General features: G+C 71.5%; 15 protein-coding genes. 4 read left to right on the top strand and 11 right to left on the bottom strand.

Translation table 11 applies throughout. The features are described from left to right. Positions 1-183 precede the first annotated feature (183 nt). A complete protein-coding gene (locus tag ACIBAG_RS26475) occupies positions 184-618 on the top strand; it encodes a VOC family protein (protein WP_399108115.1) in 435 nt (144 codons plus the stop codon). 162 nt (positions 619-780) lie between these two features. On the opposite strand, the gene ACIBAG_RS26470 is transcribed toward ACIBAG_RS26475, so the two are convergent. Together ACIBAG_RS26470 and ACIBAG_RS26465 are read right to left on the bottom strand one after the other, a co-directional pair. Further along, a complete protein-coding gene (locus tag ACIBAG_RS26470; protein ID WP_399108113.1) occupies positions 781-1452 on the bottom strand; it encodes a response regulator in 672 nt (223 codons plus the stop codon). 28 nt (positions 1453-1480) lie between these two features. Continuing rightward, positions 1481-2614, bottom strand: coding sequence for a sensor histidine kinase (locus tag ACIBAG_RS26465; protein WP_399108112.1), 1134 nt, complete (start codon positions 2612-2614; stop codon positions 1481-1483). Between the two features lie 167 nt (positions 2615-2781). Between ACIBAG_RS26465 and ACIBAG_RS26460 the strand changes: the two genes are divergently transcribed. Both ACIBAG_RS26460 and ACIBAG_RS26455 read left to right on the top strand, forming a co-directional pair. Next, positions 2782-3789 (top strand): carboxymuconolactone decarboxylase family protein, encoded by a 1008-nt coding sequence (locus ACIBAG_RS26460; protein WP_399108110.1) that lies wholly within the window; start codon positions 2782-2784, stop codon positions 3787-3789. A 149-nt stretch (positions 3790-3938) separates the two neighbouring features. Further along, positions 3939-4607, top strand: a complete 669-nt coding sequence (locus tag ACIBAG_RS26455; RefSeq protein WP_399108109.1) for a hypothetical protein — start codon at positions 3939-3941, stop codon at positions 4605-4607. A 44-nt stretch (positions 4608-4651) separates the two neighbouring features. Here ACIBAG_RS26455 and ACIBAG_RS26450 read toward each other — a convergent pair whose 3' ends face one another. The 9 genes from ACIBAG_RS26450 to ACIBAG_RS26410 form a co-directional block, all read right to left on the bottom strand. After that, entirely contained in the window at positions 4652-6199 is a 1548-nt protein-coding gene (locus tag ACIBAG_RS26450) for an NCS1 family nucleobase:cation symporter-1 (RefSeq protein ID WP_399108107.1), read from the bottom strand. A 140-nt stretch (positions 6200-6339) separates the two neighbouring features. Continuing rightward, entirely contained in the window at positions 6340-7362 is a 1023-nt protein-coding gene (locus tag ACIBAG_RS26445) for a TIGR03842 family LLM class F420-dependent oxidoreductase (protein WP_399108105.1), read from the bottom strand. 11 nt (positions 7363-7373) lie between these two features. Beyond that, entirely contained in the window at positions 7374-8777 is a 1404-nt protein-coding gene (hydA, locus tag ACIBAG_RS26440) for a dihydropyrimidinase (protein ID WP_399108104.1), read from the bottom strand. A 49-nt stretch (positions 8778-8826) separates the two neighbouring features. Then, entirely contained in the window at positions 8827-9669 is an 843-nt protein-coding gene (locus ACIBAG_RS26435) for a nitrilase-related carbon-nitrogen hydrolase (protein ID WP_031475622.1), read from the bottom strand. 155 nt (positions 9670-9824) lie between these two features. After that, positions 9825-11417 carry a PucR family transcriptional regulator gene (locus ACIBAG_RS26430; RefSeq protein WP_399108102.1) on the bottom strand — a complete coding sequence of 531 codons (1593 nt, stop codon included), beginning with the start codon at positions 11415-11417 and terminating at the stop codon, positions 9825-9827. A 31-nt stretch (positions 11418-11448) separates the two neighbouring features. Continuing rightward, a complete protein-coding gene (locus ACIBAG_RS26425) occupies positions 11449-12732 on the bottom strand; it encodes an aspartate aminotransferase family protein (protein WP_399108100.1) in 1284 nt (427 codons plus the stop codon). Beyond that, complete coding sequence (locus ACIBAG_RS26420; RefSeq protein WP_399108099.1) at positions 12729-13571, bottom strand: nitrilase-related carbon-nitrogen hydrolase; 843 nt, start codon at positions 13569-13571, stop codon at positions 12729-12731. The genes ACIBAG_RS26425 and ACIBAG_RS26420 overlap by 4 nt, the downstream gene beginning before the upstream one ends. Positions 13572-13818: 247 nt before the next feature. After that, positions 13819-15576: a hypothetical protein gene (locus tag ACIBAG_RS26415; protein ID WP_399108098.1), complete on the bottom strand. Its 1758-nt coding sequence runs from the start codon at positions 15574-15576 to the stop codon at positions 13819-13821. A gap of 132 nt (positions 15577-15708) precedes the next feature. Next, positions 15709-15969: a helix-turn-helix domain-containing protein gene (locus ACIBAG_RS26410; RefSeq protein WP_399108097.1), complete on the bottom strand. Its 261-nt coding sequence runs from the start codon at positions 15967-15969 to the stop codon at positions 15709-15711. 64 nt (positions 15970-16033) lie between these two features. Between ACIBAG_RS26410 and map the strand changes: the two genes are divergently transcribed. Beyond that, positions 16034-16801: a type I methionyl aminopeptidase gene (map, locus tag ACIBAG_RS26405; RefSeq protein ID WP_399108095.1), complete on the top strand. Its 768-nt coding sequence runs from the start codon at positions 16034-16036 to the stop codon at positions 16799-16801. Positions 16802-17037 lie beyond the last annotated feature (236 nt).

Genomic DNA, 17037 nt, shown 5'->3' with positions numbered 1-17037 from the left:
CCTCACCTCGGTGTTCGCGTGCGTCGGCCGGCCCCCTCGGGCAGCAGACTACCGAGGCGCTCCCCAAGGGCTGTCCCGCCACTGCCTCGCCCCATGCGGGGGCTCTCCTCCCGCAACACGCGGGTCCCGGCAGGGAATTGAACAGGGGAATTGAGCGACGGAGCCCCCTGCTATGGTGCGCCGATGCCATCGATCAAGCAGTTCCAGGTCACCTTCGACTGCGCGGAACCCGAGCGCGTCGCTCGTTTCTGGTGCGAGGTGTTGGGGTACGTCGTACCGCCGCCACCGAAGGGGTTCGCCACTTGGGACGATTTCAACCGCTCCCTGCCCGCCGAGGATCAGGGTGCATGGTTCGCCTGCACGGATCCCTCAGGTGTCGGGCCTCGACTCTTCTTCCAGCGCGTTCCCGAAGGCAAGGTCGTCAAGAACCGGGTGCATCTTTGTGTGCGGGCCGGCACCGGACTCGTGGGTGAGGAGCGCCTGGCCACGCTTGAGGCCGAGTCCGCGCGACTGGTCGCGCTCGGTGCGGTGCAGGTCCGCATACTGCGCGCCGATGGCGTCAACGAGTCCTGCATCGTGATGCAGGACGTCGAGGGCAACGAGTTCTGTCTCGACTGAGCCTCCCCACCGAGTCGCCGAGGAGCGCACCGGCCGGCGAACACTCAGCGGCCGACGTAGGACTCGCCGAACTCCCCGAGCCGCCCCAGCAGTTCCCCAGCCTGGCCCCCGGGCACAGCCGCAGTGACTCGATGTCGCCCCCCAACCTCGTGGACCGCTTCGCTAGCTGCGCGGAGCCACCAGCCCCGACTCATAGGCGAACACGACGAGCTGGGCCCGGTCCCGCGCCCCCAGTTTCGTCATCGCCCTGCTGACGTGGGTCTTCGCCGTGAACGGGCTGATCACCATGTGCTCGGCGATCTCCTCGTTGGTCAGGCCGCGCGCCGCCAGTGCCGTCACCTCGCGTTCGCGGCGCGTCAGGCCCTCCAGGCCGGGAGCGGTGGCCCGGTCCGGTGGCCTGGACACGAACTCGCCGATCAGCGTGCGGGTCACCGACGGGGACAGCAGCGCCTCCCCGCCTGCCACCACCTCGATCGCCTGGAGCAGGTCGGCCGGTTCGGTGTCCTTCAGCAGGAAGCCGCTCGCGCCGGCGCGGAGGGCTTCGAAGACGTACTCGTCGTGGCCGTAGTTCGTCAGGATGACCACGCGCACAGGCGCCAGCGCCGGATCCGCGGCGATACGGCGGGTCGCCTCGATGCCCGTCATCACCGGCATCTGTACGTCGATCAGCGCGATGTCGGGTACCTCGGCCCGGATCAGCTCCAGGCCCAGCTCCCCGTCCGCCGCCTCGCCGACCACGTCGATGCCGTCCTCGGCTTCCAGCAGGGCCCGGAAGCCCGCCCGCATCAGCGCCTGGTCGTCGACGAGCACCACCCTGATCACGTCGTCCGTCATCCCGCCGTCACCCCGTTCCCATACCGCCTCACCCAAACCGGCCGGCCCGGCCTTCGTCATCGCCCTGCTGCTGCAACGGCAGCCACGCCCGCACCGCGAAGCCGCCCTCCGCGCGCGGGCCGGCGTCCAGTGTGCCGCCGAGGGCGGTGACGCGTTCGCGCATGCCGGTGAGGCCGATGCCGGGGGCGGGCGGGCCGGCCGGGTCGGCGGCGCCGTCGTCCTCGACGTGGATGGTCAAGTCGCCCTCGCCGTAGGCCAGTCGCACGGCCACCTTCGCCGGTCCCGCGTGCCGCGCCGCGTTCGTCAGGGCCTCCTGGACGATGCGGTACGCCGCCCGGTCGACGGTCGCCGCCAGGGGCCGCTCCTCCCCCGTGACCGTCAGCTCTGCCACGAGTCCGGCCGCCCGCGCCCGCTCCACGAGCAGCGCGGGCGTGCCGGTCGGCTCGTCCGTGCGCAGCACCTCCAGGGTGGCGCGCAGCTCGCGCATCGCCTCGCCGCTCGCCTCCTGGATGGCGAGCAGCGCGGGCGGTACCTCCTCGCCGCGCTTGCGGGCCAGGTGCACGGCGACGCCCGCCTGGAGCTTGACGATGGAGATGCTGTGGGTGAGCGAGTCGTGCAACTCGCGGGCTATGCGCAGGCGTTCCTCACCGGCCCGGCGCAACGCCGCCTCCTCCCTGGTGCGTTCGGCCTCCAGGGCGCGCTGCTCGGTCTGCCGCAGATACGCCTGCCAGTTGCTGTCGGCCAGCCCTGTCACGACCGCGCAGAGGAACCAGCCTGCGAGGAGCAGTGCCTCCCGGGCGGCGGCCGCGCTCGCCGAGCCCGCCGCCACATAGCCGCCCAGGAAGACCGCGGCGGCCGCGGCGGCCGTGCCCCGGTACCCGGACCGTGCCGCCGTGTGCACCGCCCCCACCACGGGCAGGACCAGGATGGCCGAGGGCCCCGCGTGGAGGGCCGCGGCGAGCAGGCAGCCGGTGGTGACCGCGAGCACCACGCGCGGAGCCGTGCGGTGCGCGGCCAGGGCCAGGGAACCGGCCGCGATCAGCGCGAGGTCGAGCGGTCCCGCACGGTCGCCCGCCCGGGCGACGAGCACGGCGATCACGCCGACCGCGACCGCGACGGACGCGTCGGCAAACCGTTCGCGTGTGATCCGGCTCCCGCTCATGCCCGCACAGTAGACCGCCGCACCGACAGTGACGTCACCCCTGTGGACGGCCTGCCGACTACTCCCCACGCAGTAGTGCCCGGCACCGGCCGGCCCCGCCGTCGCAGCCCCAACTCCCTTCGGCCGTACGACGCCCCGGACCGCGCCGCCGACGCACGCTGCTGTCCATGCCCACACCCTTCCGTTACACCGAACCCCTCCCGCCGAAGTCGGCCACCGGCACCGTCGCCGACGTGTACGCGCAGATCGCCCTCGACTTCGGCATCTCGGCGCCGTCCACCTTCGCTGTCCTGTCCTCCGCGCCCGAACTCCTCGCCCCCGCCTGGGCGTTGATGCGCGAGTCGCTCATCGCCGGGGCCGGCAGCCGCACCGGCAAGGAGCTGGTGGCCCTCGGGGTGTCGCTCGCCAACAGGTGCCCGTTCTGCGTGGACGCGCACACCGTGCTGCTGCACGCCACCGGCGACCACGCGCTGGCCGAGCGGCTGGCGCGGGGAGAGGCACCGCGAAACGAGGAGCACGCGCGCGTACTCGACTGGGGCCGGCGCACGCGCGTGCCCGGCGCCGCCCTGACGCCGTACCCCTTCCCGCCCGCGCACGCTCCCGCCTATCTCGGCACCGCGCTCACCTTCCACTTCATCAACCGGATCGCGTCGGCCCTGCTCACCGAGAACCTGCTGCCGGCGGGCGCCCAGCGGTTCCGTGCGGTCCGCAGCGTCGCGGGCCGCACCCTCGCCGGGACCGTACGCCGCCCGGCCCGCCCCGGCACCGCCCTCGCGCTCCTCGACCACGCCGACCCCGGCGAGGCCCCCGCATGGGCGGGCGGAACCGCCGTCGGCCTCGCGTACGCGGCACTGCTGAGGGCCGCCCTCGCGGGCGCCGGTCTCCTCGACCCCGACGACCAGGACCTGGTGGAGGACGCCATCCAAGACTGGGACGGGTCCCATCCGCCGCTCGACCTGAGCGGCTTCCCGGACCGACGGGAGCGTCCCGGCGCGCGCCTCGCCCTGCTGGCCGCCCTCGCGCCGTACCGCGTCACGGACGAGGACGTGGCGGCCTGGCGCCGGCCGGAGCACACCGACCACTGTCTGGTGCACCTGGTCGCGTATGGGGCGTTCGTCGCCGTCGACCGCATCGAAAGCGCACTTTCCGGTCAAATCAGCCATCAGGCTATGTAACTCGCCCAGGACCCCACGTAATTGCGGTCCTCCCGTAACGGCGTCAGCACGGAGCGAGTTCGTACTTCCGCCCCACAGGGAGTCATGTGACACTGGCGTCCCGTCCGCAGTGCGGACTCCTCCGCACCGTCCCCCACGAAAAGTGCGCCGTGCGTTCTCTTCCCTTGCCGCTCGCCCTCACCGCGCGTCTGTCGCCCGTCGTCGTGCTCGCCGCGGCGGGCTGGGCACTGTCGTCCGGCCCGCTGGCCGCGACGCCGGCCGCCGACGACAGGGCGACGCAGAAGAGCGAGGGAGAGTCGCCCTCGGCCCCCGCGACGGCGGCGGTGTCGAAGACGTACGCCACCGCTCCCGCGCCGTGCGAGAGTCTGGGCGCGAAGACGATCAAGTCACTGGTGCCGGGCGCCAAGACGGCCGGCAAGGAGATACCGTCGACCGACTCCAAGCTGCGCCGCACCTGCTCGTGGAACGCGCTCAAGGGCTACGACTACCGCTGGCTGGACGTGTCCTTCGAGATCACGGAGTCGGACGACGCGGCGCGGGAGTCCTACCAGGAGCGCGTCGCGGACAGGAGCGGCGGTGGTGACGTGCCGGGTCTCGGTGACGCCGGCTACTCCGTCGTGAACCTCACCACCGAGGACAAGCAGCAGACCCGTGAGGGCGTGGTGCTCGTCCGCACGTCCAACGCGCTGGTCTCCGTCACGTACAGCGGCAGTGACTTCGAGTCGAAGAAGGCGCCGAGCACGGACGAGATCAACAAGGGCGCGATCAAGGCCGCCAAGGAGGCGGTCGCCGCCCTGGAGGACGGCCAGAAGGGCTGATCGCCCTCCCCGGCCGTCCTCCCACGCTGTCCGCCGCCGTGGAATCAGGCTTCGGCGCGTTCCTTGCGGCCGCCCATGAGCACCACGTACAGCACGAGCGAGGCGCCCAGTCCGACCGCCCAGCCGTAGTCGGCGAGGGGCTTGAGGAACGGGATCAGTCCGTCGGTCGGGAAAGGTCCGGTCTTGGCGCCGTCGGCGCCGACACCCGAGTACGAGCCGCCGACCGCGAGGACGCCGCCCACCAGGAAGGCGACGATCGCCCGCCAGTTCCAGCCGGACGAGTACCAGTAGCGCCCGCCGGGCGTGTACAGGTCCGCGAGGTGCAGGACCGTGCGGCGGACGATCCAGTAGTCGGCGATCAGGATGCCCGCGACCGTGCCGAGCAGACCGCCGACCACGCCGAGCCAGGTGAAGATGTAGAACTCCGGGGTGGAGATCAGTTTCCACGGGAAGATCAGGACGCCGACGACGCCGGTGATCAGCGCGCCCGTGCGGAAGTTGATGAGCTTCGGCGCCAGGTTCGCGAGGTCGTACGCCGGGGAGACCACGTTGGCCGCGATGTTCACGGAGATCGTGGCGACCAGCACGACGATGAGCGCGAAGAGGAGACCGAAGACACTGTCGGTCTTGGCGGCCAGGGTGACCGGGTCCCAGATCGCCTCGCCGTAGACCACCTCGGAGCCGGAGGTGACGAGGACGGCGAGGACGGCGAACAGCGTCATCGTGGTGGGCAGGCCCAGGGACTGGCCCCAGGTCTGCGCCTTCTGGCTGGCGCCGAAGCGGGTGAAGTCGGGGATGTTGAGCGAGAGAGTCGCCCAGAAGCCGATCATGCCCATCAGGGACGGGAAGAAGACCGGCCAGAAATCGGGGCCCCAGCCCAGCTTCGAGGGCTGGTCGAGCAGCGCGCCGAAGCCGTCCGCCTTGACCGCGATCCAGATCAGCAGCACGAAGGCGCCGACGATCACGAAGGGCGCGGCCCAGTTCTCGAAGTGCCGCAGGAAGTCCATGCCGCGGTAGATGATGGCGATCTGCAGCGCCCAGAAGAGGATGAAGCAGAGCCACAGCGGCCAGGGGTTGCCCGCGATCTTGCCGGCGTTCTCCCATCCGCCGCCGGTGAGCTTGGAGCCGAGGGCGAAGATGCCGCTGCCGCCGATCCAGGTCTGGATGCCGAACCAGCCGCAGGCCACGGCCGCCCGGATCATCGCCGGGATGTTGGCGCCGCGCAGCCCGAACGAGGCGCGCGCCAGCACCGGGAACGGGATGCCGTACTTGGGCCCGGCGTGCCCGGTGGCCAGCATCGGCAGCAGCACGATGACGTTGGCCAGGGCGATGGTGAAGACGGCCTGCTTCCAGTCCATGCCGAGGGCGACCAGGCCGGAGGCCAGGGTCCAGCTGGGGATGCAGTGGGCCATGGAGATCCACAGCGCCGCGAAGTTGTACGTCGTCCACTTGCGCTCGGCGACCGGGACGGGACGCAGGTCCTCGTTGGCGAAGGGGCTGTCGGCGGGGAATGCCTCGGGGGCGAGTTCGATGCGTCCGCCGGCGTCGGCGGACTGGGATATCGGCGACCCCGGGGGGACTGTTTCGGTCATGAGCAGGCCAATCGACAGAGCGGGACGGGACGGAGAGAGGCCGTGCGGGGGCCTTGGGCCTCTCCCCGGGACGGCGGGGAGAGGGGACAAGGTGTGGGGGGTCGGGTGTGGTGCGGGGCAGGCGAACTCGTGGGCAGCGACTAGGCGTTGACCGCCGGGATGATCTGCGAGCCGTATGCGTCGATGACGGCTTCCTGCGCGTCGTGCATGTCGTAGACGGCGAACTGGTCGACGCCCAGCTCACGCAGCGCGTTCAGCTTCTCGATGTGCTTCTCGACCGGTCCGATGACGCAGAACCGGTCGACGATCTCGTCGGGCACGAACGCGGTGTCGGGGTTGTCGGCGCGTCCGTGGTGGGAGTAGTCGTACCCCTCGCGGGCCTTGATGTAGTCGGTGAGTTCGTCGGGGACGGCGGCGGAGTGCTCGCCGTACTTGCTGACCAGGTCCGCGACATGGTTGCCGACCATCCCGCCGAACCACCGGCACTGCTCACGCGCGTGGGCGAGCTTCTCGGGTGAGTCGTCCTCGGTGACGTACGCGGGGGCGGCGACGCAGATCTTCACCTCGGACGGGTCACGGCCGGCCGCCACCGCCGCGTCCTTGACCGCCTTGACCATGTACTCGGTCAGATAGAGGTCGGCGAGCTGCAGGATGAACCCGTCGGCCTCCTCGCCGGTCATCTTCAGGGCTTTCGGGCCGTACGCCGCCATCCACACGGGGAGTTCGGCGCCGGGCTTGATCCACGGGAACCTGACGACGGTGCCGCCGCCGAGGTCGGCCTCCTGGCCGCTGCCGAGCGCCCGGATGACCTTCATGGCCTCGCTGATCCGGGCCAGGGTGTTGGGCTTGCGGCCGGCGACGCGCATGGCCGAGTCGCCGCGGCCGATGCCGCAGACCGTGCGGTTGCCGAACATGTCGTTGAGGGTGGCGAAGGTGGAGGCGGTGACCTCCCAGGTGCGGGTGCCCGGGTTGGTCACCATGGGGCCGACCTTGAGCTTCTGTGTGTTGGCCAGGATCTGGCTGTAGATGACGAACGGCTCCTGCCACAGCACGGCGGAGTCGAACGTCCAGCCGTAGGTGAACCCGCCGCGCTCGGCGCGTTTCATCAGGCTGACGACCCGCGAGGCGGGCGGATCGGTCTGCAGGACGAGTCCGAAGTCCATGTACTCCGCTCCTAGTTGAGGTACTGACAGGTGGAGCGGGGGGTGTAGACGCCGTGCCCGGCGCGCCCGGTGTACTCCCGCTCGGTGATGACGAGTTCGCCGCGCGAGAGGACCGTCTCGACCCGGCCGGTCGTCTGCTTGCCCTCGTACGCCGAGTAGTCGACGTTCATGTGGTGGGTGACGGCGGACATGACCTGCTCGGCGTGCGGGTCGTAGATCACGACGTCGGCGTCGGCGCCCGGCGCGATCGTGCCCTTCTTCGGGTACATGCCGAACATCCGGGCCGGGGTCGCGCAGGCGATCTCGATCCAGCGGCGGCGCGAGATGTGGCCGTCGACGACGGCCTGGTGGAGCAGGTCCATCCGGTTCTCCACGCCGGGCAGACCGTTGGGGATCTTCGAGAAGTCCCCTCGCCCCAGTTCCTTCTGGCCGACGAAGCAGAACGGGCAGTGGTCGGTGGAGACGACCTGGAGGTCGTTCGTCCTGAGCCCCTTCCACAGCTGGGCCTGGTGCGCCTTGGGCCTCAGCGGCGTCGAGCACACGTACTTGGCGCCCTCGAAGTCCGGCTCGGCGAGGTTGTCGGTGGACAGGAACAGATACTGCGGGCAGGTCTCGCCGAAGACGTTCAGCCCCTCGTCGCGCGCCTTGGCCAGCTCGGCGACTGCCTCCATCGCCGAGACGTGCACGACGTACAGCGGGGCCCCCGCGACCTGCGCGAGCCTGATGGCGCGGTGGGTGGCCTCGGCCTCCAGCAGCGCCTTGCGGACCTCCCCGTGGTACCTCGGATCCGTCTCCCCGCGCGCCAGCGCCTGCTCGACCAGCACGTCGATCGCGATGCCGTTCTCGGCGTGCATCATGATCAGGCCGCCGTTCTCGGCGGAGCGCTGCATGGCGCGCAGGATCTGGCCGTCGTCGGAGTAGAAGACGCCCGGGTAGGCCATGAACTGCTTGAAGCTGGTCACACCTTCTTCCACGAGGAGATCCATCTCCTTGAGCGTCTCCTGGTTCACATCGGAGACGATCATGTGGAAGCCGTAGTCGATCGCGCAGTTGCCCTCGGCCTTGGCGTGCCAGGCGTCGAGGCCCTCGCGCAGCGAGTGGCCCACGCCCTGTACGGCGAAGTCGATGATCGTGGTCGTACCGCCCCAGGCGGCGGCCCGGGTGCCGGTCTCGAAGGTGTCGGAGGCGTGGGTGCCGCCGAACGGCAGCTCCATGTGGGTGTGGGCGTCGACGCCGCCCGGGATGACGTACTTCCCGGTGGCGTCGATGGTCCGCTCGGCGGTCCAGGCCTCGGCGGCCGGGGTGCCACTCGCGGCGAGGGCGGCGATACGGCCGTCCTCGATCAGGACGTCGGCGTGCATCTCGTCGGACGCGGTGATGACGAGACCACCGCGGATGACGGTACGGCTGCTCATGCGGTCACGCTCCGCTGGGTTGTGGTCGAAGAGTGCGAGGTCGGTTTGGTTACGGCGCGGTCAGCGGGGAGTAGGCGTCGGGGCGGCGGTCGCGGTAGAACTGCCAGCGGTCGCGGATCTCGCGCAGCTTGGCCATGTCCAGGTCGCGGACGACCAGTTCGGTCTCCTTGTCGCTCGCCACCTCGCCCACGAACTGGGCCTCCGGGTCCACGAAGTACGAGGTCCCGTAGAAGTCGTTGTCGCCGAGCTCCTCGACGCCGACCCGGTTGATCGCGCCGACGAAGTACTCGTTGGCGACGGCGGCGGCCGGCTGCTCCAACTGCCAGAGGTAGGAGGAGAGTCCGCGCGAGGTCGCCGACGGGTTGAAGACGATCTCGGCACCCGCGAGGCCCAGCGCCCGCCAGCCCTCCGGGAAGTGGCGGTCGTAGCAGATGTAGACGCCGATCCTGCCGACGGCCGTGTCGAAGACGGGCCAGCCCGCGTTCCCCGGGCGGAAGTAGAACTTCTCCCAGAATCCCGGCACTTGGGGGATGTGGTGCTTGCGGTACTTGCCGAGGTACGAGCCGTCCGCGTCGATCACCGCGGCCGTGTTGTAGAGGACGCCGGGCTGCTCCTCCTCGTACATCGGCAGCACGAGGACCAGGCCCAGCTCCTTGGCCAGTGCCTGGAAGCGCCTGACGATCGGGCCTTCGGGGATCTGCTCGGCGTACTCGTAGAACGCCTTGTCCTGCACCTGGCAGAAGTACGGCCCGTAGAACAACTCCTGGAAGCACATGACCTGGGCGCCCTGCGCGGCGGCGTCGCGGGCGGCCTGCTCGTGCACCTGGATCATCGATTCCTTGTCGCCGGTCCAGGCGGTCTGGAAGATCGCGGCACGGATCACTCTGCTCATCGGGACCTCCGGTCGCTCGGTGTGCAGCGAGAGTAGGAAGTCCGGCGATCCGGTTTGAGGTGCACTGTGTCACGTCTGCGGGCGCGCGGCGTGCCACGGTGTCACCCTGTCGTGGGCCCATGTTTCACCGCCGTTTTCCCAGGTCGCCGCATGTTTCACCCTTGTTGCGCGTCGTGTGCGAGGAGCGCGATGTGCACGGACGCGGCCTGCTCGAAGTCGTCGAGGTCGACGCCGAGGCGCGCCTGTATCGCCTCCAGCCGACGGTAGAGCGCGGGCCGCGAGACGTGGTGGAGCTGGGCGGTGCGGGACTTGTTGCGGCCGGTGGCGAGATACGTCCGCAGCACGGCGAGCAGGGCGCCCGCCTCGTCGTCCGGCCCGCACAGCAGCCCGTCCAGCTCACGCTCCGCGAACGACTGAACCTGCGGGTCGTCGCGCAGGAGCCGGACCAGGCCGCGCAGATGGACGTCCCTCAGGCGGACGACGGCCGGGAGGTCGAGGGCGGCCGAGGAGTCGGCGACGGCATCGGCGACGTGCTGGGCCTCGCGCAGTCCGGCGGGTACGTCGTCCCAGGCGGTACGCGCGTCGGCGGCGGCCACGACGGTCCGCGCCGCCCCCGACTCCGAGCGCACCCGGGCGGCGAAGTTCGCGGCGAGCGCGGCGTCGTCCTGGTCCCGGGCGAGGCTCAGCAGCACCGCGGTGGCACCGTCGGTGAGCTCGGCGACGATCCCGGGCAGCCCCAGCATCCGCAGCACGCGCTCCAGTTGGGCCGGTTCGCCGTCCCGCACGACCAGCGGCACGAAGGTGCGCCGGTTGACCGGCAGTCCGGCGGCACGCGCGCGCGGCAGCAGTTGCCTGGCCGGTACGACGCCGCTGACGAGGTCGGTGAGCAGGCTCTGCGCGGACTGCTCCTCCCAGGTGTGCGCGGAGTTGCCGCCGAGCATGCGGTGCAGGACGAGGGCCTCGGCCGCGCGGTCGGCGAGCAGCCGCCCCGTGGCGGTGTCGCCCCGGTACCCGCACAGCACGATCCGGCCCCACCGCTCCCCGCGGCCGCCGAGCTCGGCGCGGATCCAGCCGTCGCCCTCGCTGCCGCCGGCCTGGCGGGCGATGCGCTCCCAGTCGCGCAACACGTCGTCCACCGCCGGCCGCTCCCCCGCCGTGGCGAGGACGCGGTGGGCGAGGTTGGTGACGACGACGGGGCAGGCGCTGTGCGCGGCGACCTCGTCGAGCAGGCGCTGCAGCGGGGCGCCCGCGGTGATGAGGCCGGTGAGCGCGGTGCGCACGGCCTCCGAGAGGCTGACGGCGGCGAACTTCCGCCGCACCAGCCGGGACTGGACCTCCTCGGTCAGTTCGGCGAACGGGAAGGGCCGGTGCAGGACGACCATGGGCAGCCCGCACCGTTCCGCCACCCTGCGCATCACCTCCGGCGGCGCGGGGAACGCCCGGCCGAGACCGAGGACCACCGCGGCGGCCTCCGCCCGGTGCAGTGAGCGGATGTACTCGGCCTGCTTGTCCTCGTCCCCGGCCAGCAGCACGCCCGTGGTGAGCACCATCTCGCCGCCGCTGAGCATCACCCCGACGTCCGGCGCCTCGGCGACGTGCACCCAGCGCACGGGCCGGTCGAGCTGACCGGCGCCGGCCACCACCTCGGGCTCCCCGGCGAGCACCCGCTCCAGGGTGAGGACCTGCCGGACCGACAGAGCGGGTTCCAGGGGTTCCGCCGGCTCCAAGGGCTCCAAGGTGGTGGTCATGCCAGTGCTTCCCTTGCTCGGGTGGGTGCTGCTAGATGCTTCTCAGAGCGCTCTCCAGGATCGCGGCGCCTTCTTCCGCCTCCGCGACGGTGAGGGACAGCGGCGGGGCGATCCGCAGGGAACTGGTGTTGTGGCCGCCGCCCTTGCCGATGAGCAGGCCGCCCTCGCGGGCCGCTTCCAGCACCGCCGAGGCGGCGGCCACGTCGGCGTCGTCCGTGCCGGGCCTGGTGATCTCGATGCCGAGCATCAGGCCCCGGCCGCGCACCTCGCGCACGTGCGGCACCTGCGCGGCGACGGCCCGCAGCCGCTCGACCAGGAGCCCGCCGACCCGCCGGGCGTTGCCCTGGAGGTCGTGCTCCAGCAGGTAGTTGAGGTTGGCGAGGCCTGCCGCCATGGTGATCTGGGTGCCGCCGAAGGTCGAGATGCTGTTGGCGTCCAGGCAGTTCATGATCTCCGCGCGGGCCACGACCCCGCCGATGGACATGCCGTTGCCGATGCCCTTGGCGAAGGTCAGCATGTCCGGCGGCCCGGACTGCCCGTGCGCCTGCCAGCCCCAGAAGTGGTCGCCCGTGCGGCCCCAGCCGGTCTGCACCTCGTCGGCGATCCACAGGATGCCACGCTCGGCGAGGACGTCCCGGAAGGCGGCGTACAGCCCGTCCGGGCCGGAGGTGAAGCCGCCCACGCCCTGGATGGGCTCGGCGATCAGGGCCGCGGGCGGGCGGGTGTGGCCGAGGAGGTCCTTCAGGTCGTCGACGCAGGCGGCGATGAAGTCGCCGTCGCTGAGGTGGGCGTACGGCCCACGGGTGCGGACGCCTCCGTGGACGTACAGCGTCTGCAGCGGCGACAGCGAGGTCGGCGACCACCCGCGGTTGCCGGTGATGCCGACCGCGCTGAAGGAGCGGCCGTGGTAGCTGTTGCGCATCGCGAGGATCGTGTTGCTCTGCCGGTACGTCGTGGCGAGCAGCAACGCGGTGTCGTTGGCCTCGGTGCCGGAGGTGGTGAAGAAGACGCGAGCGTCCGGGATGCCGCTCAACTGGGCGATGCGCTCGGCGAGTTCCACCATGGGCCGGTTGAGGTACAGCGTGGAGGAGTGGATGATCCGCCCGGCCTGCTCGCTCACCGCCTTGGTCACCTCGGGCAGCGCGTGGGCGGTCATCGTCGTGAGGATGCCGCCGAAGAAGTCGAGGTAGCGGTTGCCCTCGGCGTCCCACACATGGCGGCCCTCACCGTGGGTGATCTCCAGCGGGTCCTCGTAGTAGAGGGCGAGCCAGTCCGGCATGACGGCGCGGTGGCGGCCCAGCAGGTCCTTGGTCACGGCTGCACCAGTCCTTCGTAGGCGTCGGGGCGGCGGTCGCGGTAGAAGGCCCACTGCTGCCGCACTTCTTCGATGAGGTCGAAGTCGAGGTCGCGGACGATCAGTTCCTCCTCCTTGTCGCTGGCGGTCTCCCCCACGAACTGTCCGCGCGGGTCCACGAAGTACGACGTCCCGTAGAAGTCGTTGTCGCCGTACTCCTCGACACCGACCCGGTTGATCGCGGCGACGAAGTACTCGTTGGCGACGGCCGCTGCCGGCTGTTCGAGGCGCCAGAGGTAGGAGGAGAGTCCGCGGTGGGTGGCCGACGGGTTGTACACCAACTGGGCTCCGTTCAGGCCCAGTTGCCGCCAGCCCTCCGGGAAGTGGCGGTCATAGCAGATGTAGACACCCACCTTCCCGACGGCGGTGTCGAAGACCGGCCACCCCACATTGCCGGGCTTGAAGTAGTACTTCTCCCAGAAGCCCTTGACCTGCGGGATGTGGTGCTTGCGGTACTTGCCGAGGAAGGCGCCGTCGGCGTCGATCACGGCCGCGGTGTTGTAGTAGAAGCCGGACTGCTCGACCTCGAAGACCGGCACGACGATCACCATGCCGGTCTCGCGGGCGAGCTCCTGCATACGACGCACGGTCGGCCCGTCGGGAACCGGCTCGGCCCACCGGTAGTGCTCCGGCTCCTGGACCTGACAGAAGTAGGGAGCGTTGAAGACTTCCTGGAACCCGATGATCTTCGCGCCCTGCCGGGCCGCCTCGCGGGCGTGCTCCTCGTGTTTCGCCACCATGGACTCGGTGTCGCCGGTCCAGGTGGCCTGGACCAGAGCGGCACGTACGACGTTGGCCATGAGCTGCTCCTTCGACGGGACGTCAGAGCCTCTACGCCCGTAGAGGGGGGCCGTAGAGGCTTGAAAGTAAGCCCCTGGAACAGCCTTGCCAAGACCATCGTCGTTAACCCGCTGAGTCGATCACGTTTCACACTCCTGTGGGGGATGGATGGGGCCGGTGGGACGGGTGCGGCAGGGGTTTCACGTCGCGAATGCGGCGCAGGAGTCGCGGGTGCGGCGTGGGAGTCGCGGGCGCGGCGCGGGAGTGTCAGGCCGCGAAGCCCGCCACCCGCAGGGCGTGGACGAGGTCCCAGTGGCGCTCGTCCGAGACGCCCTGGGCTGCCTCCAGCAGGAGCGGTACGAGCGTGCGCGGCTCCGGCGCGGCGCTGCGGGCGGCCTCCTCCGGAGTGCGGACACGGACGTACGCGTCGAGCAGCGCGCGGACCTCGCGGTGCCGCCCCTCGGCCACCAGTCCGACGACGGCCTGCCCGATCTCGTTCGCGGGCCGGGCCACGCCCTGCCGCAGGATCTGCTCCCCGTCGCCGGCCCGCCCCGCCGCGGTGAGCGCGTCGGCGGCGGCGACGAGCCGCTCGGCCGGCAGTGAGGCGGCCTCCCACAGGAGGGTCGCCCAGTCGGCGCCGAGTCCGGCCCGCTCCATCTCGGCCGCGAGCGCCGGAAAGCGGACGGCGGGCCAGTAGGCGGCCTCCACGAGCAGGGCATGGGCCTCGCCGCTACGACCCTCGGCGCGCAGCCGCACGATCGTCTCCACGGTCCGTGAGACCTCCCGCCGGTCCGCCACGTCCAGGGGCTCGGCCTGCGTGCGCTCCGGGCTCGCGGCCACCTCGTCGGCGGCACCGGCGAACCGGGCACCTCGGAGGGTACGGCGTGTGGAGCCGGTCTGGGCGGGGAGGCTGGGGAGTACGGGTTCGGCGGTCGGCGGTACGACGACGGGGGCGGCCTCCTCCTCGACCATCCCGGCGAAGCGGGCACTGCCTCGGCGGCGTTTGCGCTGCTTGGGGGCGGGGGCGGAGTCGGCCGAGGGGGCCTGGGCCTGGTCGCCGGATGGAGTGCGGGCTGGTGCGGGCTGGGCTTCCGGCCAGTCGGACGGGACCGGGGTTTCGGCCGGGGCGGTTCGGGACGTGTACTGCAGGGGATGCCCGGTGGGGCCGTCCAGTCCCTGCGGATGCTGCCGAGGAGCCGCCTCTCGCCCTTCGAACCAGTCGGCCGCCCGGGCCGGCGACTGCGCGTCGCGCTGATGCGGCATGCCGCGGACTCCGTCGCCGTAGGAGCCGGCCCGGTTCGGCGGCGTACCGTCCGCCCCGGACCCGGCGCCCGCGTAACCGACGCCCTCGGACCTGACGCCCTCCGACCCGGCGCCTTCGGACCTGGCGCCTTCGGACCCGGCCCCCCCGGCGCGGTGCCCCCTGACCCCCTCACCCTCGAAGCGGTCGTCAACCCGGAACACGGCCCCCTCGCCCACCCGGTCCCGCCGAATCGCCTCGGCCCGGCCGCCGGCCGCCCGGCGGTCCAAGTCGGCCATCCGGGCCCGCAGTTCCGCGCACCGGGCACTGGCCCGCTCGTGGTCGTCGCGGGCCCAGGCGAGGTCGAGGCGGATGGCGTCGGCCTCCTCGCGGCTGGTGGCGGAGGCGAGCAACCGGCCCAGTTCCGCCTGCCGTTCGGCGGCGTAGCGCTGTTCGCGGAGCATGACGTCGAGCCGGTCGCCGAGGTCGTCACGGCCGCCGGGCCGGGCGTCGTGGGCGGCGAGGGCGGCGGCGTGCAGCGCGCGGGCGCGTTCCGTCTCGGGGCCGGCGCCGCCGGGACCGTACTGGGACGCGAGGTCGTGCAGGAGGGAGTCCACCACGTCCCAGGGCGGCACCTCACGTCCGTCGAGGCAGGCCTGCATGCCTTCGGGGTCACGCTGCCAGAACACCCCGCACCAGCCGCCGCCCTGATCCAGGCGCGCCAGAAGGCCGTCCAGGTAGTCCACGAACTCCCGTACCCGATCCGGGAGTTGTTCCACTGACATCGCCCAACTCCCGCCAGACCGGAGCACTCCGGTCCGCTAGGCAACACCAGCCGTGTTACGAACGCGCTACGGGAAGTTTTCAGACTGAACGCAGAGTACGCCGGAGCTGCCGGAACGTGACGTGCGAACCCGTCAGGCGGCGACCTCGACGACCGGTGCGCAGCGCCCGGCCAGCTCGTCCATGGACAGACCGAGTGCCTGCGCCAGGGCCGCCACCGTGAAGAAGGCGGGAGTCGGGGCGCGCCCCGTCTCGATCTTGCGGAGCGTCTCGGCGGAGATGCCGGCGCTCGCCGCGACCTCGGTCATGCTGCGGCCGCCGCGGGCCTCGCGGAGGAACCGGCCGAGCCGCTCGCCGCGTTCGCGCTCTTCGGGGGTGAGAGGGGTGCGCACCATGACGCCCATTCTAATACCGCCCCCACTCGCCCCACCCTATTCAAATACCGGTATAGTAATTGGCATGGTGGAGTTGAAGACGGACCAGTCGATCGATGCGATGTACGAGGCCGGACAGGTGGTGGGCCAGGCCCTCACGGCCGTGCGGAAGGCCGCCGAGGTGGGCGTTTCCCTGCTGGAGCTGGACGAGGTGGCGCGCGAGGTGCTGCGCGGGGCCGGGGCGACGTCCCCGTTCCTCGGCTACCGCCCCTCCTTCGCGCCCACCCCCTTCCCCGCCGTCATCTGCGCCTCGGTCAACGACGCGATCGTGCACGGCATCCCGACCGGCTACCGCCTGCGCGACGGCGACCTCGTCTCCATCGACTGCGGCGCCGAACTGGGCGGCTGGGCGGGCGACTCGGCGATCAGCTTCACGGTCGGCCGGGCGCGCCCCGCCGACGTACGCCTGATCGAGACCGCCGAGCGGGCCCTTGCGGCGGGCATCGGGGCGGCCGTGGTCGGCAACCGCGTCGGCGACATCGCACACGCGATCGGCTCGGTGTGCCGGTCGGCCGGGTACGGCATCCCGGACGGCTTCGGCGGGCACGGAATCGGCCGCAAGATGCACGAGGACCCGTCGGTGCCCAACGAGGGACGCCCGGGCCGGGGCATGCCGCTGCGGCACGGCATGGTCCTCGCCATCGAGCCGATGCTCCTCGCGAGCGGCAAGGACGGCTACCACGCGGACCCGGACGGCTGGACCCTGCGCACCGACGACGGCTCCCGCGCGGCTCACGTGGAGCACACGGTGGCGATCACGGAGGCGGGCCCGAGGATCCTGACGGCCCGCTGATCACTACAGGCTCGGGAACGGGCACACGCTGGGTCCGGCACTGCCCTGAGGGGCGCGGGGCTGTATCGACATGCGGCTGCGCCGCGATGGGGGCCCGCCCCCTGCTCGAGCGAAGCCGGGAGTTCGAGGGCGCGAACAGCCACGACGAACCCGCAGACGGGCGACGGCACCTCGCGGCAGCCCCGCATCACGGCGCTTCCCGCGGAGCGCTCCGCGTGCCCCCGGCCACTGTTCGT

Source organism: Streptomyces sp. NPDC051243 (genome assembly GCF_044455405.1).
GTDB lineage: Bacteria > Actinomycetota > Actinomycetes > Streptomycetales > Streptomycetaceae > Streptomyces.
The sequence above is the reverse complement of the archived record's forward strand: the minus strand, read 5'-3'. Positions and strand labels throughout refer to the sequence as shown.

Excerpts from the sequence above, each read along its gene's own strand:
- ACIBAG_RS26475 (WP_399108115.1), top strand. The coding sequence starts at position 184 with ATGCCATCGATCAAGCAGTTCCAGGTCACCTTCGACTGCGCGGAACCC.
- ACIBAG_RS26470 (WP_399108113.1), bottom strand. The coding sequence starts at position 1,452 with ATGACGGACGACGTGATCAGGGTGGTGCTCGTCGACGACCAGGCGCTG.
- ACIBAG_RS26465 (WP_399108112.1), bottom strand. The coding sequence starts at position 2,614 with ATGAGCGGGAGCCGGATCACACGCGAACGGTTTGCCGACGCGTCCGTC.
- ACIBAG_RS26460 (WP_399108110.1), top strand. The coding sequence starts at position 2,782 with ATGCCCACACCCTTCCGTTACACCGAACCCCTCCCGCCGAAGTCGGCC.
- ACIBAG_RS26450 (WP_399108107.1), bottom strand. The coding sequence starts at position 6,199 with ATGACCGAAACAGTCCCCCCGGGGTCGCCGATATCCCAGTCCGCCGAC.
- ACIBAG_RS26445 (WP_399108105.1), bottom strand. The coding sequence starts at position 7,362 with ATGGACTTCGGACTCGTCCTGCAGACCGATCCGCCCGCCTCGCGGGTC.
- hydA (WP_399108104.1), bottom strand. The coding sequence starts at position 8,777 with ATGAGCAGCCGTACCGTCATCCGCGGTGGTCTCGTCATCACCGCGTCC.
- ACIBAG_RS26435 (WP_031475622.1), bottom strand. The coding sequence starts at position 9,669 with ATGAGCAGAGTGATCCGTGCCGCGATCTTCCAGACCGCCTGGACCGGC.
- ACIBAG_RS26430 (WP_399108102.1), bottom strand. The coding sequence starts at position 11,417 with ATGACCACCACCTTGGAGCCCTTGGAGCCGGCGGAACCCCTGGAACCC.
- ACIBAG_RS26420 (WP_399108099.1), bottom strand. The coding sequence starts at position 13,571 with ATGGCCAACGTCGTACGTGCCGCTCTGGTCCAGGCCACCTGGACCGGC.
- ACIBAG_RS26415 (WP_399108098.1), bottom strand. The coding sequence starts at position 15,576 with ATGTCAGTGGAACAACTCCCGGATCGGGTACGGGAGTTCGTGGACTAC.
- ACIBAG_RS26410 (WP_399108097.1), bottom strand. The coding sequence starts at position 15,969 with ATGGTGCGCACCCCTCTCACCCCCGAAGAGCGCGAACGCGGCGAGCGG.
- map (WP_399108095.1), top strand. The coding sequence starts at position 16,034 with ATGGTGGAGTTGAAGACGGACCAGTCGATCGATGCGATGTACGAGGCC.